We start from the raw sequence: 21,014 nt of genomic DNA on the forward strand, positions 1-21,014 counted from the left end.
CGCGAGTGCAACCGGTGTGCCGGGAGCGCCTATCACACGTCCGACACAGGCCGGCGATATCATGATTCATCAGTAGGTACGGTTGATGGGTATGAAGGAGCCGGGGTTTGAAGAATTTCTTCCATGACATATCGTGGGCTCAGATTGTTGCAGGAGCCCTTGCTGCCATGACCTCCTTCTGGCTGGCTGCGAAAATCGGTGTCGCCGGGTCCATCATCGGTGTGGCCATTGGCTCCATCGTTTCTGCGGTGGCGTCACAGTTGTACAAGAACGTCCTTGAGGCTTCGGGGCAGAAGTTGCAGGAGACCGTCATCGGCGGAGACGAAGGTGACGATACCGGGGGGTCGACGAGCATGGCATCAAAAGAGGAAACCGAAGTCACTCCCCGGGTTGCCCAGGGAGGCCATCACGACCCTTATGCAGGTCAGGAGACCAGGCCCATTCCCCAGGTCGGGCAGGAAACGACAGTGCTCCATCCCGTGGGCGGTCAGGTGGATGGTGAAACAACCGTTCTGTCGCCGACAGGTTCGGATATAGGTGGCACCAGTGTCATGGAGCCTGTTCCGGCAGGGACGGGGCAGTCGCAGACCGGTAGGACCGTGGCCTCCTCCAATGGTGGAAAAGTCCCTACGGCAGCCGATCGCCTTGATGGCGCCGTCCAGGGTGACCATGTGGCGAACTCTTCCGCGGAGCAAATCAAGCGCAGGAAGCGCAACATCGTCATCGTCTCCATCGTCAGCGCCCTGGTGGCGGTCATCCTGAGCGCTCTTGCCATTAACCTGCTGACCAAGGGTGAAGGCACCGATCATGTGGTGCGTAATGTCGTCAGTCCATCAACCGTCGTGCAGACCCCCGAGGAAAACAGACCGTCGGAGACCACTCACACCCATGGGAATCAGGGTGAATCAAGTCAGCCTGGTATGACCAATCAGCCCAGTCATGAGCAGACCCAGATGCCTCAGCAGACCACTACTCCAACACAGCAGGAGCCGGTGCCCAGTCCGTCGGCATCCACTTCCCACACCCCTGAGGTTCCGGAGACTTCCCCCTCTCCAGGAGATTCTCCCGATTCGACCTCTGCGCCGACACCTCAAAAAACGGCACAGTAAGACGGTTTTGTCCTTCGTGGGGTCATCTCCAGTCACGGCTTGACGGTATGGTCCGAATTAGGCGGATAACGAAATCCCCTTAAGCGACCAACGTCGGTTCGACCGATGGATGTTATTACGAAAGGAACTGTATGCGTAAGGTTCTCTGCTCTCCCGGAAGCTATATCCAGCAGGAAGGCGCCATGGGACAACTGGCCGACGAATATGCGGCCATCGGCTCCAAGGGCGCCCATATCATCGTCGATCCGATGATCGACAAGCTCTATCACCATCAGATCGTCTCATCGTTTGATGCGAAGGGGACGCCCTACCAGCTCATGGAGTTTGGGGGCGAGTGTTCCTCGGAAGAGGTCAACCGTCATCGCGAGCACATCGGATCCAATGATGTGGTCATCGGCATCGGTGGAGGCAAGACTCTGGATACGGCCAAGGCAGTGGCCTTCTATGCCAATCTGCCTGTCATGATCGTTCCCACGGCAGCATCCTCCGACGCACCTTGCTCGCGCCTGTCCGTTCTCTACCGTCCAGATGGTGTCTTTGACAAGTATCTTCCCCTGCCTGCCAATCCCGATGTTGTCCTGATGGACACGGACATCATCACCAAGGCTCCGGTGCGGTTCCTGGTGTCCGGCCTTGGTGACGCATTTGCCACCTACTATGAGGCGGCGGCCTGCGTTCGGTCGAACGCCGTGACCATGACCGGCGGCCACGCCACCAACGCAGCCTTCACCCTGGCCAAGCTCTGCCATGACACCCTCCTGGAAGATGGCGTCAAGGCTGTCGCTGCCGCCAAAGCGGGTGTGCGTACCGCCGCCCTGGAGAACATCATCGAGGCCAACACCCTGCTCAGCGGGTTGGGCTTCGAAAGCTCCGGTCTGGCTGCGGCACACGCCATCCATGATGGTATGACCGCTCTTGAAGGTACCCACAAGATGCTTCACGGCGAAAAGGTGGCCTTCGGAACCCTGGCCCAGTTCGTCCTGGAGGATCGCTCCTTGGACGAAACGGCAGAGGTCTACGATTTCTTCCGTCAGGTCGGCCTGCCGACCTCCCTGGAAGAGATCGGCATAGGAGATGCCACCGACGAGGACCTGCTCCGTGTCGGAGAGCTCGCTTGCGGCCCCGATGAGACCATGGGCAACATGCCCTTCGAGGTGACCCCTGTCGACGTGGCCAACGCCCTGCGTGCCGCCGACGAGGTGGGCAAGAACCTCTGATTCGCCATCTGATGGAAAGGCCACAGGCGTGGAGCCTGTGGCCTTTTCCTGTATGTATGAGGCCACTCTCACAAGTAGAGCCTGGATGGGATGCGACGTCAGTGGTTCAAGGTCGGCTACTTCACGCTGGCTGAGGATAGGGTGATGAGATTGAAGCTCACATAACTGTCCGACAGGATGGTGTCAGGAGTTACGGATATAAAAAACCGCCCGACTGAATCGGGCGGCTGACTTCTGTGGAGCTAGGGGGGTTCGAACCCCCGACCTTCTCCATGCCATGGAGACGCGCTACCAGCTGCGCCATAGCCCCGTGCTTGTGAAGCCTTGGCTATATTACACCAAGGTCGCAGAAATGAGCAAATCAGTGTGTTGCCTTGATTTTCCAAGGATTGGACAAACAAGTAGCGCAACCGGTATCGGAGTGACCGAATCAGGGCTTTGCAGGGCCTTCTACGATAGGATGGGGCATACAGCAGGCACTTGCGCCGATTCGTGAGCGTGCAGGTACATGGTCGTAATCCTGATGTATCGCAAGAAAGGTGGTGCCGTAGCCATGGGGAACAGGTTGAGGGCCTACAGCGCTGCGACGGAACCGCTGATTGTGAATTGCTTGCCGCTGACCGATGAGGAGCGGGGGGAGTTCATAGAGGCCGCAGACGGTGTGCGGCAGATATTCGTCCTGGATCCTGCCCAGCGTGGACGGATGCAGTGGCCGATGCGGTTGCCGGAAGGGAACAGGGACGAGGTAACGATCATTTTCGGCAATCCACCTGCCGACCAGGTGGCCGATTGCCAAAACCTGGCATGGCTCCAGACCTTGAGTGCAGGTGTGGACGCATATCTCCAACCTGGCCTTATGCCGGAAGGCTCCCTTCTGACCAGTGCCTCGGGAGCCTACGGGCAGTCCGTTTCCGAGGAGATGTTCGCGATGATGTGGGCGCTTATGAAGGACCTGCCCGCATACAGGGACAACCAGAACAAGGGACTATGGAAGCCCAGGGGAGCCGTCTATTCGCCGCGGGGAGCCAAGGCACTCGTTTTGGGAACGGGGGACCTGGGATCGAGCTTCGCCCGATTGGTCAAGGCCGTAGGAGGCACGACCTATGGCATCCGCCGCCATCCCGACAAGCAAGTGGACGGGTTTGATCACATGGCGGGCACCGACCGGTTGGATCAGCTTCTGCCTGATATGGATATCGTGGCCCTGGCTCTGCCGGCTTCGGCGGCAACCCACCACATCATCAGCAAGGAGCGACTGGCCCTGATGAAGCAGAACGCCGTCCTGGTCAATGCAGGCAGAGGAGATGCCGTCGATTGCTTGGCCTTGGCTGAAACCCTGGAAGCCGGACGTATCCTGGGTGCTGGACTCGACGTGACGGAACCGGAGCCGCTTCCTGCGGACCATCTCCTCTGGTCCCAGCCGCGGTGCCTGATTACCCCACACGTCGCCGGAGGGGCCCATCTGGCATCAAACGTCGATAAGATCATCGAAATATGCCTGGATAATCTGCGTCGCTATCGGGCAGGACAACCTTTGCGCAACCGAGTGAGGTAACCATGGAATCAAACGCCCGAAGGAACCATCCGAGGCATAGTGGGAACCACTTCTTGGTCTGGCTTGCCGCCATTGTGGTCCTCGTTATCCTTGGAGCCTGTCTGGTTCATGGTCTGCCTGCTTTCCGCAATCGTGGTCTCGACACAACCTCCGACCAGACGGCCGAGACGGCTGGTCGTGGACAATCCGACAAGGAGGAGGGGGACGATACGCCCGGTCTGTCGCGTAAACAGACCGCCGCCTACCCCCGGTTGAAATCAAGCGTTGATTATGACAATGACGGTATCGATGACTATACCGACCTGGTTCAGGGCGCCCACGAAGGGGCCGAGCGGCATCGCAAGTATGACACAGGCTACTACCAGGGAGGGTACCCTCCCGACGACAGGGGAGCCTGCACCGACGAAATCTGGCGCGACTTCAGCCATGCCGGCTACGATCTCAAGGCCATGGTCGATGCGGATATCGCCGCGAACCCTACGGCCTATTCCGGTGTCATAACACGGCCTGATCCCAATATCGACTTCCGCAGAACCAATGTACTTGGCGTGTTTTTCGGCAGGTATGCCCAGGAACTGACCACCGATACGGCAGCCCATGACCAGTGGCAGCAGGGGGATATCGTCATCTTCGACACTTCGTGGCACATAGGCATGGTTTCCGACCGGCGTGATAGGCAGGGCGTGCCGCTCCTCCTGCACAACATGGCCCAGAAGCACCGTGAGAACGACTACCTGGGATCCGATTCCCACCGCATCATCACGGGTCACTTCAGATTTGACGCCTCCAGGATTCCCCAAAGCGTTCTGAAACCATGGAACGGGTGACGGGCCGTCACTTCCTGCTCCGTGCACGCCGGTGATGCCCCGAGTTTCGCGGGGCGACCTCCCCGTGGACTCGCGATGGGGGTGGTTACGACTATTCTGCATGATTGGTATCGGTACCGGTTGGGGCTTTGTTAGTATCGGTTTCTGCAGACGAGCACGGTGGTGAGCGAGAGGCGGTGATGGCGATGATGAGGGTATTCAGCACCATGAATGGTCAGATTGAGCAAATCAAACAGGGCGAAAAGGGCTCCTGGATATGCCTCTCAGCACCGACCGATGTGGAACTTGCCAATGTGGCGCAAAGCACTGGTATCGACCTGGCCGACCTGCGTGCACCGCTGGATGACGAGGAGCGCTCGCGCGTTGATGCCGAAGACGACTACACGATGGTCATCGTTGACATTCCTCGGGCCGAAGAACGTGACGGACGCGATTACTATGAGACCATCCCCCTCTCGATCATCGTCACCGAGAACCTGATTGTGACGGTCTGTATGCAGGACACCGTTCTCCTCCACCCCTTCATGGAGGGGACCATTCACGGATTCAACACCTTCATGAAATCCCGGTTCATCCTGCAGATACTGTACCGGAACGCCACCATGTACCTGCGCTACCTTCGCATCATCGATCGGGAGTCCGACAGGTTGGAGTTGAAGCTTCGCCATTCCATGCAGAACCGGGAGATTCTGATGCTCCTGGAGCTGAACAAGACCCTGGTCTACTTCGCCACCAGCCTCAAGTCGAATGAAATCGTCCTCGAAAAGCTGACCAGCCTGGAACGGATCAAGCAATACCCCGATGACGAGGATCTTCTGGGGGACGTCATCACGGAGAACAAGCAGGCCATCGAGATGGCCAACATATACTCCAGCGTGCTTTCAGGCATGACCGATGCATTCGCCTCGATCGTGTCGAACAACGTGAACAACGTCATGAGGATTTTCACGATCATTTCCATCAGCATGTCGGTGCCCACTCTGATTTTCTCCATGTATGGCATGAACTTCAACGAGGGTATGTTCGGCATGCCCTTCACCGACAAGCCCTGGGGGTTCGCGGTGGTGGTCGTCGTCTCCATGCTGGTCGCCGGAATGGTCACATGGTTCCTGACCCGTTCCAAGATGTTCAAGTAGGAGAACCATGAAAGCTCGCAAGTTGTTGGCATCCCTGGTCGCCCTGGTAATGGCACTGCCCCTGGCAGGTTGCGGGCAATCAGCAGCGCAATACGATGTCAGCTCGATAGGCCCCAAGATCCATGTCGGTGTCTCCTTTGACCAGCCGGGACTTGGGTTCGTCCAGTCAGGAGACCATCAGGGGTTTGACGTGGATGTGGCCAAGTATGTGGTCCATGAACTCGGGTACTCCCATACCCAGATCGTCTGGCAGGAGGTTCGGCCCGTCGACCGTGAGCGAATGCTCGTCGAAGGCAAGGTCGACTTGGTCGTGGCCGGCTATTCCATAACCCGCGCCAGGCAGGAGTTGGTGGACTTTGCAGGGCCTTACCTGCTTGCCGGTCAGGATCTGCTTGTCCGGCGTGAACAGAATGAGATAACAGGCGTTGATTCCCTGGACTCGAAGAGGGTCTGTGTGGCCAGGGGCTCCTCCACGGCCGAGGTGGTCAGTCGTCATGCCCCCAATGCTCAGGTTGAGGAAAGAGACCAGTTCACGGAGTGTATTACGGCCCTTCTGAGTGGAGATGCCGATGCCGTGGGTGGTGACGATTTTGCCTTGGCCGGCCTTGCCAAGGTGCGAGGAGGCAATCAGCTACGACTGGTGGGAGCCCCCTTCACCCAGGAGCACTACGGTATCGCCGTACGCAAGGACGACCCTGAACTGGTGGCAACGATCAACGCAGCCTTGGAGAAGATGATGAGCGAGGGGGTATGGAAGCAGGCCCTTATGCGTGCCGCCCGGAGCATAGGGTTGAAGACGGACCCCGCTGCACGCCGCCCAGACCGGTTGGACGGGGCGCCTTCGCAAGAGTGATCGGACGGGCAGCGGTTTGTGGGCATGTGATGCTCACGACCCAATATTGAATCTGATGGGGGCGTGAGCTCGTCGCGACGCAAGTGGTTCGGGCCGGCCCCGGTCGCCGGACTGACTCGACAAATGGACCTCAGGTGGCTCGTGTCCATGTGAATGGCGATAATTCAGCTTATGAACGCGAATGAGAACAGGGGCCAGGACCGGCCCCAGGAACCCGATCAACCCAGGTACCGCTACGATGCACAGATGGCGCAGACCATTGAGGAGCACTGGCAGAAGGAATGGGACCAGGACGGCACCTTCTGGGCCGCGAATGTGGCTGGGGACCTGAAGGATTCCAAAGGCAGGAACGCCGATGGCCGCAAACCCTACTACGTCATCGACATGTTCCCCTACCCCTCGGGCAAGGGGCTTCACGTGGGGCACCCGTTGGGTTACATCGCCACGGATGTGGTCAGCCGCTATCACAGGATGAAGGGGGAGAACGTTCTCCATGCCATGGGGTATGACGCCTTTGGTCTTCCGGCAGAGCAGTATGCCGTCCAGACCGGGCAGCATCCCCGGGTGACCACCGAGCAGAACATTGCCAACATGCGTTGGCAGCTTCATCGGCTCGGACTGAGCTTCGATGACCGCCGCTCCTTTGCCACGATTGACACCGACTATGTTCGGTGGACCCAGTGGATATTCTCTCGCATTTATGAATCCTGGTATGACCCCGACTATCGCCGCAAGGGCGGAGGGCTGGGCTCGGCCCGTCCCATCAGTGAGCTGGAGGATGCCTTCAGATCCGGTTCTCGCCCCATTCCAGGTCATCCCGGCCGGAAATGGGATGAACTCGACCAGGCCGAGCGCTCGGACATTCTCAATGACCACCGGCTGGCGTACATCTCCAAGTCGCCGGTCAACTGGTGCCCCGGTCTGGGTACGGTCCTGGCCAATGAGGAGGTGACGGCCGAGGGCCGGTCGGAGCGTGGCAACTACCCGGTCTACCAGCGTGAGCTCAAGCAGTGGTCCATGCGGATCACCTCGTATGGGCATCGTCTGGTCGAGGATCTGGACATCCTGGACTGGCCCGAAAAGGTCAAGCTCATGCAGCGCAACTGGATCGGCGAATCGCATGGTGCATCGGTGCTCTTCAAGGTTCCCGTCCAGGACGGCGAGGAGACCATGGAGGTGTACACCACCAGACCCGACACTCTTTTCGGGACCACCTTCGCCGTGGTGTCGCCCGAACATAACCTCCTCAGGCATGTACCCGACCAGTGGCCTGAGGGTATCGCCGAGGACTGGAAGGGCGGATACCCTGACCCGCAGTCCGCTGTCAAGGCCTATCGGCAGGCAGCCGAAGCCAAGACGGCCAAGGACAGGGTGGATGAGGCCGGTGAGAAGACGGGTCTCTTCACTGGTCTTTACGCCGTCAACCCCATCACAGGGGCACGCCTTCCGATTTTCACGGCCGACTATGTCCTGATGGACTACGGTACCGGAGCAATCATGGCTGTTCCGGGTGGCGACCAGCGGGATTACGATTTCGCGACGAAGTACGGTCTGCCGGTCATCTACACGGTCAAGCCCCTACCGGGTTCAGGTCAGGAGCTGGCCGAATTCGAGGGGAAGGCGCCTTTCGTCTCCCATGACGGCATCGTCATCAACTCCTCAACCGAAGCCACCGAGGAGGAGGGGAGCGCCCTCAGTCTCGATGGGTTGCGCGTTGACCAGGCCATCGAAAAGGTGACGGCCTGGCTGGAATCGACAGGAGTCGGCAAGGGAACCGTCTCCTACCGCCTGCGCGATTGGCTGTTCTCCCGTCAGCGCTACTGGGGTGAGCCCTTCCCGGTTGTCTATGATGACCAGGGACTGCCCCACCTGATTCCCGACGACCAGCTGCCTGTCGCCCTGCCTGACGTGCCGGACTATTCGCCCAAGACATTCGATCCGGAGGATTCTGAGTCGAATCCCGAGGCTCCGCTCAGCCGAAACCAGGACTGGGTCGACGTGACCCTGGACCTGGGCGATGGCCCCAAGGTTTATCATCGGGACACCAACACCATGCCCAACTGGGCTGGTTCCTGCTGGTACTACATGAGGTACATCGACCCGCATGATGCCCAGCATATGGTGGAATCCGATGAATTCGACTACTGGCTGGGGCCCAATCACAACGACACGGCCGGAGAATCAGGTGGCGTGGACCTCTACGTGGGAGGCGTCGAGCACGCCGTTCTCCACCTGCTCTATGCCCGCTTCTGGCACAAGGTGCTCTACGATCTGGGCTTCGTCTCGTCCAAGGAGCCGTTCCACAGACTCTTCAACCAGGGCATGATCCAGGCATACGCCTTCACCGATCAGCGCGGACAGTACATCCCGGCCGCCGAGGTGGAGGAGAGCGAGGAAGATGGGGAAACCATCTATACCTGGCAGGGACAGCGGGTCAACCGTGAGTTCGGCAAGATGGGCAAGAGCCTGAAGAACATCATCACCCCGGACGACATGTACCGCACCTATGGGGCCGATACCTTCCGGCTCTATGAGATGAGCATGGGGCCCTTGGACGAGTCGCGCCCCTGGAACACCAGGAACGTCGTGGGCGGTATGAGGTTCCTGCAGAGGCTCTGGCGCAACGTCGTTGATGAGGCGACAGGTCAGGTGCATGTGGAGGAGGGCGAGCTGGATGAAAAGACGTTGAAGCTGCTCAACCAGACCATCCACGATGTGACCATCGAGATGGAGGGAATGAGGCCGAATACGGCCATTTCCAAGCTGATCGTGCTCAACAACCATCTGACATCGCTCGAGGCAACACCACGAGCGGCCGTCGAGCCCCTGATTCTCATGCTCTCGCCCATTGCCCCGCACATCTGCGAGGAGCTCTGGAGCAGACTTGGTCACCAGGAGTCCATCGCCCATGCCGACTGGCCTACCTGGGAGGAGCGTTATCTTGGGCAGGACACCGTAACGGCTGTGGTCCAGGTCAAGGGAAAGGTCCGCGGCAAGCTTGAGGTCAGCCCCGACATCTCGGCTGAGGAACTCCAGGCCAAGGCCCTTGCCCTACCGGCAATCCAGGAACGTCTGGGGGGTAAGGAACCGCGCAAGGTCATCGTCAAGGCGCCGAAGATCGTATCGGTGGTTCCGGCCTGAGGATTCCCCGGCAGCGGAGCGCCTGATTGAGTGGACTCGGTTCCTGACCGGGTCCACCTTCGACCACATCCCCCTTCCCGACATCGGGGAGGGGGTTTTGCATGCCAGGATGGGCCAATGAAGACAGATCCTGCATACGACGGTCGGCGGGCCAGGAGACGGGGTCTTCCTCCGGTCCCGGTCCACGGTGAACACAGGTCGGGGAATCCTGACACCAAGGATATGCCTCCCCGGCTGCCTCCTCCGGAGCCGCCTCTGCTTGGCCGGCCCCTATCCTCCCTCCCGAAAGCGGAGCCGGCCGGAATCATCAGGGACCGCCCCAGACTGATTTTCAAACCGAGTCATGCCCTGGCTGCCATCCTGGTTCTGGTCCTTGCTCTCGCCACAAGTCTGACGCTCTTCGTCCAGCAGTCCATCTCGCTTGCGGGTTCGGCACCGCAGGCAGGCGAAGCTGCGGACGGGGCGACGGGTGGAAAACCTGTAGGTGGGAAGCGCCAGAGGTCAGGTAAGGGCATCAAGACCCCGGCAGGTGGCTCAGGCCTCGCCTCAGAGCCGGCGGGTGGGATTGATCCCGCTGCAACCGCGAACGGTGCGATGGGGGCTGGAAACGTACCGGGGCCAGTCTCTCCTTCGGATGCCGTTGAGGCACCGGGAGCCGGGACACCAACCTCACAAGGGGGAGTCTCCGGGAGCCGGGTTGATGTCAATACGGCAACTGCCGACCAGTTGCAGGGAATCAAGGGGATAGGTCCGGTCATGGCTCAACGTATCGTTGAGCACCGCAACCGTACAGGACGATTCTCCTCGGTGGATCAATTGCTGGACATACCGGGGATAGGGCCCAAGACGCTCGATAAGTTGCGACCCTTCCTGGTGGTCCAGTGAAGCGGCAACCTGGGCGGAGCGCCGGCCTCTTCTCCTCGGTATGCCGATTATCGCTTATAGGACATGGAACCGAATACCGGATGCGGGAGCAAGGTAGTCGGGATTGGAGACTCCTCCCAGTAGCCTGTACCGCCTGGATAACGGTTCTCCTGGTACGGACCTTCTTCCGTCAAGCCCATCCCGGACTGGACAGGCCAGGGTCGAAGAGCGCACGAATTGCTCAAACGGACGGACTCGCCAACCAGAGCCTGCGGGGCGGATATTGGTGGAGCATGACCGGATTACTGCTGGCGATCATGCTCAGCCTGGGGTTCTTTCTATTCGCATGCGGCCGAAGGCGGAAGTCACCCGAGGGGAGGAACAAGGCACGTTCCACCGCTATGGAGGCGCGGAACATTGATTTGGACAGGTCTCTGAGTGGGGTCAAGACCAGCCTTCCTGGAATAGCGGTCGTCGGTGCCGCAATGATGGTCATGACCGTGGTCACCCTGGTCTCGCAGGTCTCCGAACAGGCAGGACCTGCATACAGACAGGTCATGAGTGGTAAGGCCCAAGCGAAGATTCAAGGTCGACTGGTGTCGCCGGTGAAGGTATCGGAACGAAGGGGATGGGATTGTCGGGCGAAGTTGGGCATGAACTTCATCGTGATAAACGGTGTTGGTACGCCCACTTCCGAGGAGGCAGTCGTCTATGCAAGAGGGAAGTCATGCCAGATGGCCATGGCTGGACGGTATCGGGTATCCGGGCTTCTGGTTGCATCCACGTTCGGTCAGGAGCCCCTGTGGGTGGAGGTACAAGAGGGGACCAAGGCTGAGGAACTGGAACGCCCCGGATTCCTGCACCGACTGGTCAATCGGATGCAGGAGTCCTTCCTGGCGCAGACTCGGCCGCTGAGCGACCAGGGCAGGGTGCTGGTACCCGGGTTGACCATGGGAATGCTGGGTAGTGAAGGCATAGTGTTCGACGAGTGGGTCGATGGCAGGCCGGCACAGGTGGTGGAACCTGTGTATGCAGCCAGGTTGAAAGAGGACTTCAGGAGGTCAGGCATTCTCCACCTGATGGCGGTATCCGGCGGGCACTTCATGCTTCTGGCTGCAGGGCTGACTCGGTTGATGCGGGCTCTGCGCTCGCCGCCCTTGCTTACGGGTGTGGTTCTGGTGGGATCCTATCTGGGGCTGGGCTTGATCATGGTTCCCTCTGATTCCGTGCTCAGGGCCCAGACCATGGGGCTTATGGCTGCCATGGCCACGGCATGCAGGAGGCGTTCTCAATCCATCAATGCCCTTTCCTGGTGCGTCATCCTGACGCTGGTGTTGAAACCTTCCATGGCTTCCAGTTTCGGATTTGCCTTGTCTGCGGCCGCTGTATTGGGTATCAGCATGCTTGGAGAAGCCATATTGGATCGATTGGTGGACCATATGCCGACTCTGCTGGCCGGGCCATTGGCAATGACCTTGGCGGCCGAGGCCGGAACCCTTCCCATACAGATTCTCATGTCCCAACAGATATCGCTCTTTTCACCCCTGGCCAATCTGATTGTTGCCCCGGTTGTGGATTTTGCCACCATCTCAGGCCTGGCCGGGATGATGATTTCGTGGTTTTGCCCGGGGGCGGGGCGCCTCCTGGCCTGGGTGTCCTCATGGGGAACCGGAGTCATGGAGGTTGGTGCAACCTGGTTGGGAGAATCCAACATAGGCACGCTGGCTTGGCCTCCGGGTGGTCTCGGCATCCTGTCCCTGGTGCTGGTCGAGGTTGGCATCCTCCTCTGTGTACACATGATCAGATTCACCGGGCTGCTTGGGCTGGATCCTGATCAGGGTGACATGGAAGAAGTCGGGGTACCGTTCAGACCTTCCACCTGGTTCAAGGCGGAACGGTGGCTTCGTCAGACACGGGAGCAGGTATCCTCGATGCATTTCGCTTCCCGAGGCAATCCCGACAAGGGGAGCTGAACACCTCCCGCAATGTCCAGCGATACGGGGAGATTTGAATCATGACGAAAGCTCAACAGGGAAATGCGCCTGTCATGATGGTTGTCGGCGGAGATACCTTCCTTAACGGGCAACGTGTCAAGGAACTCTGCGCCAAAGCCTGTCAGTCAAATCCGGACTGTGAATTCATGGAGCTTAACGCTTCCACCTGCGACTCCTATACCTTCGATGAGGCGGTTAGCCCCTCCCTGTTGAGTGATCGGGCCGTCGTTCTTCTGGACGATATGCAACTCGCCGACGAGTCCCTGGGTGAAACGCTCATCGCCTTCTGCAAGGAAGCCGTCAAGAATCCGCAAGACAGCAGCATCCTCATCTGCCGCCATGACGGAGGCAACAAGGGTAGACGTCTGCTTGATCAGATGACCAAGGGTGGAGCTGTCAAGGAGCAGGTGCCGGACCTGAAGAAGTTCGATGCGAAGGTCAACTTCGTGCTTTCCCGCTTCGAACAACGCGGAAGACGGGTGGAACCACGGGCGGCCCAGCAGCTGGTGGACGTCCTGGGGGAGCGGACCCCCGAGCTGGCTTCCATGTGCTCCCAGTTATGCGATGATTTTGACCAGAATCCACTCACTCTGGATACCGTGAACGCATATCTGACGGACAATCCTGCCGTCAGCGGGTTCGCAGTAGCCGACATGGCCCTGGCCGGTCGCAGCGCCCAGGCTGTGGTCGCGCTCCGGTCCTCAATCGAGCAGGGCAACGATCCCATCTCACTGATAGGTGTCCTGGCCCTGAAGCTCAGGGTTTTGGGCAAACAAGCGGCTATTCAGGCGGGTACGATCAGTCAGGCAGAAGCCAAGTCCGCATACTGGCAGCTGCGTGACGCCCGAAGGCAACTGCGCGGTTGGACCTCTGACGGACTGGCGACCTGCTTCGAAGCCCTGGCAGCTGCCGATGAAGAGTGCAAGACCAACGGTGGTGACGCTGTGTATGCGTTGGAGCGGGCTGTGGAGCTCATTGCCGCCAAGGGGAGGGCAAGGGCATGAGTCTGAAACTGATGGGTGCCGAAATCGATGAAATGCGCCTGTCCGTCCCGGAGAGTCCAGACATGCAGGAGCTCGGCGGTATGGTGGCCGACTGCCTTCGAGGCGGTGATGTTGTGCTGCTGTCGGGGCCTCTGGGGGCAGGGAAGACAACCTTCGCGCAGGGATTGGGCAAGGGCCTTGAGGTGGACGGGTCCGTGGTTTCACCTACGTTTACGATTGCTCGCGAACTCCACGGCCGTCTGAATGATGGCAGACCGGTCAACCTGATTCACGTGGATGCCTATCGTCTCGGTGGGGATGGATACGACCCCGGGGAGGACAGTGTGAATCGGTTGCTCGATGAGCTGGAATCCCTGGGGTTGGACGAAGAGTTGGAAGAGCCGGGCCAGGAGACGGTTGTGCTGATGGAATGGGGGGAGCAGATGGCATCGGTGCTGGCGAATCAGCGTCTGGAGGTCATCATCGACCGCCCCCTGGAGGGGGGAGTAAATCCCGATCAGCCCCCGACCAGCCTCGGAAAGCGTGAAGTTACCTTGCGTGGGGTAGGCTCGTCATGGAAATCCAGAATGAGGTCTCTGCGGAAGGCGGTTCAGGCATGAGTGGCCAGGAGGGTCATGACTCCATGGATGAGGCGACCGGATCGGTCCTGGTGATTGATACTTCGTTCGGCTCGACGGTTGGTGTCCTGGGCCGCGAGCCCAGGGTCGAAACCGATTCCAGATCCCACGTGGAGCATCTTCAGGTCAATATCGCCGCAGTGATGGCCGATGCGGGCTTGGCTCCCGACGACCTGGATACGGTTGTGGTCGGACTTGGGCCCGCACCGTTCACCGGTCTCAGGGCCGGTATAGTAACGGCCAAGGCCCTGGCCTATGCCACTGGTGCGAAATTGCTGGGACAGGACATCCTTCTTCCGCAGGCCAGGTTCGCCTATAAGCAGGCCCTTGCCGCATATGGTGAAACAACGTCCGGGCAGGCCCGGATGGGTGAAGGGGTGCGGATACTGACCCTGGCCGTCAATGATGCTCGCCGGCACCAGCTGTATTTCCAGCTCTTTGATGACTTTGGTGAGGAGTTCGACTCCGTCCGTTCGCTTGCTCCGATGGATATCGATTATCCTGATGCGATAGCTGAACGGGTTTCCGGGATTGTCGATGATCGGAAGGCCGCAGGACAAGAGGTCCAGGTGGTCATCAGTGGTCACGGAGCAAGGCGGTATGAGGACAACTGGCGGGCACGGCTACCCGAAGCCCTTGTTTCGGGGGAGTCCTTCCTTGATAGCGGTGCTCCCGGGCTGGCCCTCATGGTTGATTGTGCCAGAAGCCGGGATTCGGCGAACCCGGGGCGTGATTTGGTTGAACCGCTCTATCTGCGGAGGCCGGATGTGTCCGTCCCCAACCCCCTCAAGCATGTGGTGAAATCCTGATGCTTCGTCAGGTGAAAGAACAGGACCTGCCGGTCCTGGCCCGCATGGAGGAGGAGATCTTTTCCAAGTCCGCTTGGAGCCTTGGCGTGCTCCAGTCGGAACTGAATGCCTCTGCCCGGACCTATCTGGCCTGGGACGAGGAGGGGGATATCCTGGCCTACGGAGGATTTTGGTTCAATGGGGAAGACGCTGAACTGCTTACCCTCGGTGTGGCTCTTTCGGCCCGCCGCAAGGGACTGGGCAGGACCCTCCTTGCGGAGCTCATCAAGCAGGCCCGAAAGCAAGGAGCCAATCGGATGTTCCTTGAGGTCCGTGTGGACAACGACCCAGCGTTGAATCTGTATCGGGATATGGGCTTTCGGCGAATCGGCCTGAGACGGGGATACTATCAGCCGGAAGGAGTCGACGCCTATACGATGGTAAAGGACCTGACGAAGCGTATCGGCCCGGTAGGCGGAGACAGGAATGACCCGGGAACGGAAAGCGAGACGGACAATGAGTGAGCCGGTGGTATTGGGCATCGAATCGACCTGCGATGAGACCGCTGCCGCCTTGATTCAGGGTGATAACTTGCTCTCCAACGTGGTGGCCTCATCCATGGACCAGCATGCCCGCTATGGCGGTGTCATCCCCGAAATCGCCTCCCGTGCACATGCCGAATCTTTCGTGCCTGTGGTCTCCCGTGCCCTTTGTGAGGCGGATATGGACCTTGCGCAGGTTGACGCTATAGCGGTGTCCGCCGGCCCTGGGCTGGCGGGGTGCCTGGCTGTCGGTGTTTCCGGTGCCAAGGCCCTGGCTTGGGCAGCAAAGAAGCCCCTCTACGGCATCAACCACGTAATTGGGCATATCGCAGTCACCCAGCTTCAATTTGGACCTTTCCCGGATAATACCCTTGCCCTGATAGTCTCCGGAGGGCATACTTCCCTCCTGCATGTCCGGGATATCGCCAGGCAGGTGGACGTAGTTGGTTCCACGCTGGATGATGCCGCCGGTGAGTGCTTCGACAAGATTGCCCGCCTGCTCGGTTTCCCCTACCCGGGAGGGCCGCACATCGACCGCCATGCCCGACTTGGCAACCCTGGGGCCATCCGGGTGCCCCAGGGTCTCACCAAGGGCAAGGCAGGTGCGGAACACCCTTATGACTTCAGCTTCTCTGGAGTCAAGACGGCTGTGGCGCGCTGGATCGAAAATCAGGAAGCAGCAGGGCGTCAGATTCCCGTGGACGATGTATGCGCCTCCCTGGCCGATTCCGTGTCCAGCGTGCTGACACGAAAGGCAGTGGCGGCATGCGAGCGGTTTGATTCGGATACCCTGATTGTCGGTGGCGGTTTCTCGGCCAACTCGCAGCTGAGGACTGGGCTGCGGGAGGCAGGAGAACGGGAGGGCATTAAGGTACGTATTCCCCGGATTGAACTCTGCACCGACAATGGAGCCATGGTGGCCATGCTGGGCGTCAACCTGGTACGGGCCGGCATACGACCTTCTGCACCGGACTTTCCTATAGATTCGGCCATGCCCATGGACAAAATCGTCATGTGAGTCCCATGCCGGGCTGTATCGACACGCCAATTTGCTAGGGACAGTCCTCGCGGCTAGTATATAGAAACTGTGTTCAGCGAGAGTTGAACGGGATATTCCCGCATAGCTCAGTTGGCAGAGCGTTCGACTGTTAATCGRAAKGTCGCTGGTTCAAGCCCAGCTGCGGGAGCACATTGGCCGCCGGTTCTCCGGCGGCTTTTCTTTTGTTCTCAACTAACTCGGTCCTGTTTTCCTGCTTCATCGCCTTGTACGCCTATCTAGGTCCGCTTCACCCAAGAGGAGAGAACGAGTGGACCAATCAGGTGTTTCCTTCGAGTGTTGCCGATTTTGGCGAATCTGTCGAAGGCATAGTTGACCACACTTTGTGTACGACACAGGTGGGTCTTCATGGGAGCTCCAGAATGATAGGAATATAGTCAAGCTGAGGAGTCACTGTGCAAATCAAAACTGTATGGATCAAGTCGGTTGTAGGGTTCCTCTCTGCCGGCCGATGCGCTGCTGGACTTCGGTCATGGAGGATTGCCGTCAGTTTCTTTCTCTGTCTACTGCTTGCCCCCTTCCTGGAGTCAGAAGGTCGCTTGTCCGGCGTGATTCAGGGCACTTCGATTGCTCGGTGTGGGGCCACTTCCTGTAAAGCGCTTACCGAAGGGTATTCCTTAGGTGCCACGATGAATTCTGGAACCGCTATTCGGCATGGGGCAAGCCCAACGGTAAACCCCACCGGCGCAACACCTCAGTCTTCGGATGTCAGGGGCTGTCAGGGCGGATGGATACCGCCGATCAGGACGGACGGTGAAAGAGGGGCACCGAAACCGCTCAGGGCTTTCGACAGACCCGCTCATAATTGGTTGCCTGGGCACCGAGGGGTGGATTTAGCAGCCGGACAGGATGCGGATATCCTGGCACCTGAAACCGGGACGATTATCTTTGCAGGCGAGGTTGCAGGGAAATCGGTGGTTTCGATTCGCCATGAACCCAAGGAAAATCTGACTTCCACCTTTGAACCGGCGGTCACGCATCTGCATCCTGGTGACAGAGTGGAACGCGGCACGGCCTGGGGCTCGGTCCATGGACACTCGGACCACTGTGATGATGGGTGCCTGCACTGGGGGTTGCGGACCAAGGACAGGGAGTATGTGAATCCGATGTCCAAGCTGGGCCGGCATCGCATCGCCCTGAAGCCGGTCTGAGGTCTTGGTGGGGATTGCTCCAAGCGGTGGCTATCGACTGGATTCCGTCATAGACCGGCTTCGGCCGGCTTGATGTAATTAGTGTCAATCAGGGTGCTTTTCAGGTTTGATGCCGATACCGCCACCAGGGGGCGAGTCAGCCGATTCACCTTGCGTTCCGATCCGGCATCCTGCACCAGGGAGGAGAGGTTGTCCGGCAGGACACCATTCTTGTTCAGGCCCGCACAGGCGGTAGCCAGGTCTGAGGCAAGACCTTTCCGGTCCTCGATGGCGGTCATCCACTGCTCCCCGTCAACAATCTGGGGGATGTTGTCGATGTAGGCACCATAACCGCTGATGATGGGCCAAGCAGGATGGTCGGCGCTGTCCGCATCCGATTCTGCGGCGTTCCCGTCCTTATCGGTCGGCTGGCCCGAGGACTCCGTTCCGCCCCGTGTCGGGTCTGTGCTTTGACGTGAAGCGTCGCCCTGGGCCGGTCTCGGCACCCTCTTCCGATGCAGATCCTGCTTGCCTGTCATGGATCCCACAATGCCGGATATTGATATCTCGGGGTTGATGTCAGCGGCCGAGCCGGAGTATCCGAGGTCATTCAGTTCCGAGACGACACCAGAAACAATGAAGTCGTTCATGGCCAGGATTCCGTCCACTGCCGTATGGCCCTTTGCCTGTGAGTCCATGTGGAGGCGCGCTGCGACCTCTTTTTTGGTGGCTGTCGCATCCTTGCCTGGATCGAAGGCCACATTTGCCCAGTCCTTCTCGGTGGTCTCTTCAGTGAGGAGGCCTGAGGGGCTGACAGCGCGACCGTCTTTGAAGTAAGGGCCCAGGACCTGCCAGATGCCGGCGAAGGCCTGGCTGGGGAAGGAATCAGTATCAGGGACGGTTGTCGGTTCGTCTTCCTCCTCGTCTTCCTCGGTCTGTGCATTTGCCGCTTCACCGTCAGGAGGCATCCTGGGCAGGAGGACCTCGATTCTGGCGGGGTTCTCCTTGCTGGCCTTATCCAGTTCCAGTTTGCTGGCCAGCTTGGTCGCCTGGAGTTCACCGATGCTGCGGGCGTTGGACATATCGACAAACAGGTCCGGTGTCACCTCGGGTATGTCATTTGCCAGGAGAACCACATGCATCCCAGCCTCCTTGGCCAGCCTGATCGATGAAACCAGCCGGTCGTGGGCTTTGACCTCGCTATTTCGGTTTGCGGAATCCGAATCGCCCGCCGTGCCGTTTTCCGATCGGTTGTTTGAAGAGTTGTTCTGGGATGTATCCGCCTCTCCAGCTTTTTTTGTTTTGGCTGCGTCCTGTTTGGTCCCGATCCGAGGTTGGCTGACGTAGTCGCCGTACTGCCGGGTGATGGAGTCAGGCGAGGTGAATGGGGCAATCACCAGGGTGGTAGGAGAGACGGCCTTTCCGCTTTTTTTGCCTCCTGCCAGATGCGAGACCACGTAGTCTTGTAGATTCTTGCTCTGCTCGTCAAGACTGGAATCGGTGAAGGTTGAGATCTTCTTGCCGTCGATGTGGTGTTTGGACAGCCCTTCTTCGAGTTCAGGGACCAGCGCGGCCCACTTGTTCAGAGGGGTGTGCTGGGAGAGGGTGATTCCGTCAGCGGGGGTGAAGATGGCAACGTTTCCTCTGTCTGCCGCCTTGGTGACGGTTGACGTGGCTGTCGATTGTTCTGTCGGTTGGTCTTTGCAGGCCCCTGCCGCCAGGACCAGAGCCAGGGAAGCCAGCAATGACAGGATACTGATTGCACGATTTTTACCGCCCGACCGTTTCACATCCGCTCCCTAAGATTCAATTCGGACCTGGCGAGGGCCGGGTCTCGGATTCCCATTGTATGGGTAGGCAAGGGCCGGATGGCAAAAGCAGCAGTTCAATTCACATTCATTCCCAAAGGGCATTCCCCGATGCTGGTGGGTAGGGACTCAGTCCTGGTCCTGACTGATTCGGACGGCGAGTCCTTGGGTCAGGGCATCCATGAAATCCTCTGTGTTCAGCCAGGTCTGGGTTGGTCCTACCAGTGCCGCCAGGTCCTTGGTCATTTTCCCCGACTCTACCGTTCTGATGACCACATCCTCGAGGGTTTGGGCGAACCGTTCCACGTCGGGTGTTCGATCCATCTTTGCGCGCTGCCTGAGCCCGCCCGTCCAGGCATAGATGGAGGCAATAGGATTGGTGGAGGTTTCTTCGCCCTTGACCCAACGTCTGTAGTGCCGTGTGACGGTGCCATGGGCAGCTTCCGCCTCGACGGTGCGCCCGTCTGCTGTCATCAGAACGGAGGTCATCAGTCCTAGCGAGCCGAATCCTTGTGCCACCGAGTCGGATTGCACGTCGCCGTCGTAGTTCTTGCAGGCCCATATATAGCCCCCAGGCCATTTCAGGGAGGAAGCCACCATATCGTCAATCAGCCGATGCTCGTAGGTCAGTCCCTCCTGCTCGAACCGCTTCTGGTATTCCTCCTGGTATATCTGGGCGAAGATGTCCTTGAAGCGGCCGTCATAGGCCTTGAGGATGGTGTTCTTGGTGCTCAGGTATACGGGATAATGCCGCATGAGGCCGTAGTTGAGGCAGGCTCGGGCAAAATCGGCGATTGACTGGTCAAGGTTGTATTGGACCTGCGCAACGCCGGCACCGGGGTAGTCGTAGACCAGATGTTCAATCGGCTGGCCGCAGTCTTCCGGGGTGAAGGTCACTGTCAGGCTTCCCCTGCCTGGAATCCTGAAATCAGTCGCCTTGTACTGGTCACCGAAGGCATGGCGGGCTACGACGATGGGCTTGGTCCAGCCGGGAACAAGACGGGGGATCCTGTCTATCACAATCGGCTCACGAAAGATGGTGCCGCCGAGGATGTTGCGTATGGTTCCATTGGGCGACTTCCACATCCTCTTCAGGCCGAACTCCCTGACCCTGGCCTCGTCCGGAGTTATCGTCGCGCATTTGACCCCTACGTGTTCGCGCTGGATGGCCCTTGCCGCCTCAATGGTCACGCGGTCATCGGTGGCGTCCCTGTTTTCGATACCCAGGTCGTAGTAGTCCAGATCCAGATTCAGATACGGGCTGATCAGTTGATCCTTGATCATTTTCCAGATGACACGGGTCATCTCATCGCCATCCAGCTCGACAATACGTCCTTTAACCGTGATTTTCTTCATTGAGACTCCCTCTGCA

General features: G+C 59.1%; 17 protein-coding genes and 2 tRNA genes. 16 read left to right on the forward strand and 3 right to left on the reverse strand.

The genetic code is table 11. The features are described 5' to 3' along the window. Nucleotides 1-107 precede the first annotated feature (107 nt). Together bcor_RS02880 and bcor_RS02885 are read left to right on the forward strand one after the other, a co-directional pair. On the forward strand, nucleotides 108-1,109 hold the full coding sequence (locus bcor_RS02880) for a hypothetical protein (RefSeq protein WP_051875629.1): 1,002 nt from the start codon (nucleotides 108-110) through the stop codon (nucleotides 1,107-1,109). A 131-nt stretch (nucleotides 1,110-1,240) separates the two neighbouring features. After that, complete coding sequence (locus tag bcor_RS02885; RefSeq protein ID WP_033489980.1) at nucleotides 1,241-2,326, forward strand: glycerol dehydrogenase; 1,086 nt, start codon at nucleotides 1,241-1,243, stop codon at nucleotides 2,324-2,326. Between the two features lie 237 nt (nucleotides 2,327-2,563). Here bcor_RS02885 and bcor_RS02890 read toward each other — a convergent pair. Next, a tRNA-Ala gene (locus bcor_RS02890) sits at nucleotides 2,564-2,636 on the reverse strand. 243 nt (nucleotides 2,637-2,879) lie between these two features. Here bcor_RS02890 and bcor_RS02895 point away from each other — a divergent pair. From bcor_RS02895 to bcor_RS07640, 14 genes are all read left to right on the forward strand, one after another. Next, nucleotides 2,880-3,881, forward strand: a complete 1,002-nt coding sequence (locus bcor_RS02895) for a D-2-hydroxyacid dehydrogenase (RefSeq protein WP_051875794.1) — start codon at nucleotides 2,880-2,882, stop codon at nucleotides 3,879-3,881. Nucleotides 3,882-3,934: 53 nt separating this feature from the next. Next, nucleotides 3,935-4,708 carry a DUF1287 domain-containing protein gene (locus bcor_RS02900; RefSeq protein ID WP_238548568.1) on the forward strand — a complete coding sequence of 258 codons (774 nt, stop codon included), beginning with the start codon at nucleotides 3,935-3,937 and terminating at the stop codon, nucleotides 4,706-4,708. A 185-nt stretch (nucleotides 4,709-4,893) separates the two neighbouring features. Next, the gene (locus bcor_RS02905) at nucleotides 4,894-5,844 is read left to right on the forward strand and encodes a magnesium transporter CorA family protein (protein WP_033497102.1); all 951 of its coding nucleotides are present in this window, start codon (nucleotides 4,894-4,896) and stop codon (nucleotides 5,842-5,844) included. A 7-nt stretch (nucleotides 5,845-5,851) separates the two neighbouring features. Beyond that, nucleotides 5,852-6,697: a glutamate ABC transporter substrate-binding protein gene (locus tag bcor_RS02910; protein WP_051875631.1), complete on the forward strand. Its 846-nt coding sequence runs from the start codon at nucleotides 5,852-5,854 to the stop codon at nucleotides 6,695-6,697. Nucleotides 6,698-6,868: 171 nt separating this feature from the next. Continuing rightward, the gene (gene leuS, locus bcor_RS02915; protein WP_033497100.1) at nucleotides 6,869-9,838 is read left to right on the forward strand and encodes a leucine--tRNA ligase; all 2,970 of its coding nucleotides are present in this window, start codon (nucleotides 6,869-6,871) and stop codon (nucleotides 9,836-9,838) included. 117 nt (nucleotides 9,839-9,955) lie between these two features. Continuing rightward, on the forward strand, nucleotides 9,956-10,723 hold the full coding sequence (locus tag bcor_RS02920; protein WP_051875632.1) for a ComEA family DNA-binding protein: 768 nt from the start codon (nucleotides 9,956-9,958) through the stop codon (nucleotides 10,721-10,723). 272 nt (nucleotides 10,724-10,995) lie between these two features. Continuing rightward, entirely contained in the window at nucleotides 10,996-12,675 is a 1,680-nt protein-coding gene (locus bcor_RS07230; RefSeq protein ID WP_158332623.1) for a ComEC/Rec2 family competence protein, read from the forward strand. A gap of 41 nt (nucleotides 12,676-12,716) precedes the next feature. Next, nucleotides 12,717-13,700 (forward strand): DNA polymerase III subunit delta, encoded by a 984-nt coding sequence (holA, locus tag bcor_RS02930; protein ID WP_033497098.1) that lies wholly within the window; start codon nucleotides 12,717-12,719, stop codon nucleotides 13,698-13,700. 11 nt (nucleotides 13,701-13,711) lie between these two features. After that, nucleotides 13,712-14,299: a tRNA (adenosine(37)-N6)-threonylcarbamoyltransferase complex ATPase subunit type 1 TsaE gene (gene tsaE / locus bcor_RS02935; RefSeq protein WP_051875795.1), complete on the forward strand. Its 588-nt coding sequence runs from the start codon at nucleotides 13,712-13,714 to the stop codon at nucleotides 14,297-14,299. A 23-nt stretch (nucleotides 14,300-14,322) separates the two neighbouring features. Beyond that, on the forward strand, nucleotides 14,323-15,126 hold the full coding sequence (gene tsaB / locus bcor_RS02940) for a tRNA (adenosine(37)-N6)-threonylcarbamoyltransferase complex dimerization subunit type 1 TsaB (RefSeq protein WP_033497378.1): 804 nt from the start codon (nucleotides 14,323-14,325) through the stop codon (nucleotides 15,124-15,126). 11 nt (nucleotides 15,127-15,137) lie between these two features. Continuing rightward, nucleotides 15,138-15,629, forward strand: a complete 492-nt coding sequence (gene rimI, locus bcor_RS02945; protein ID WP_238548570.1) for a ribosomal protein S18-alanine N-acetyltransferase — start codon at nucleotides 15,138-15,140, stop codon at nucleotides 15,627-15,629. Further along, entirely contained in the window at nucleotides 15,622-16,665 is a 1,044-nt protein-coding gene (gene tsaD / locus bcor_RS02950; RefSeq protein WP_033497096.1) for a tRNA (adenosine(37)-N6)-threonylcarbamoyltransferase complex transferase subunit TsaD, read from the forward strand. Before rimI ends, tsaD begins: the two co-directional genes overlap by 8 nt. A gap of 96 nt (nucleotides 16,666-16,761) precedes the next feature. After that, a tRNA-Asn gene (locus bcor_RS02955) sits at nucleotides 16,762-16,834 on the forward strand. A 697-nt stretch (nucleotides 16,835-17,531) separates the two neighbouring features. Beyond that, complete coding sequence (locus bcor_RS07640; protein WP_238548571.1) at nucleotides 17,532-17,855, forward strand: M23 family metallopeptidase; 324 nt, start codon at nucleotides 17,532-17,534, stop codon at nucleotides 17,853-17,855. Nucleotides 17,856-17,902: 47 nt separating this feature from the next. Here bcor_RS07640 and bcor_RS02965 read toward each other — a convergent pair whose 3' ends face one another. Both bcor_RS02965 and bcor_RS02970 read right to left on the reverse strand, forming a co-directional pair. Further along, nucleotides 17,903-19,579 carry a type 1 periplasmic-binding domain-containing protein gene (locus tag bcor_RS02965; protein ID WP_238548572.1) on the reverse strand — a complete coding sequence of 559 codons (1,677 nt, stop codon included), beginning with the start codon at nucleotides 19,577-19,579 and terminating at the stop codon, nucleotides 17,903-17,905. A gap of 192 nt (nucleotides 19,580-19,771) precedes the next feature. Further along, entirely contained in the window at nucleotides 19,772-20,998 is a 1,227-nt protein-coding gene (locus bcor_RS02970) for an NADP-dependent isocitrate dehydrogenase (RefSeq protein WP_033497094.1), read from the reverse strand. Nucleotides 20,999-21,014 lie beyond the last annotated feature (16 nt).

It is taken from the genome of Bifidobacterium coryneforme (genome assembly GCF_000737865.1).
GTDB classification, from domain to species: Bacteria; Actinomycetota; Actinomycetes; order Actinomycetales; family Bifidobacteriaceae; genus Bombiscardovia; species Bombiscardovia coryneformis.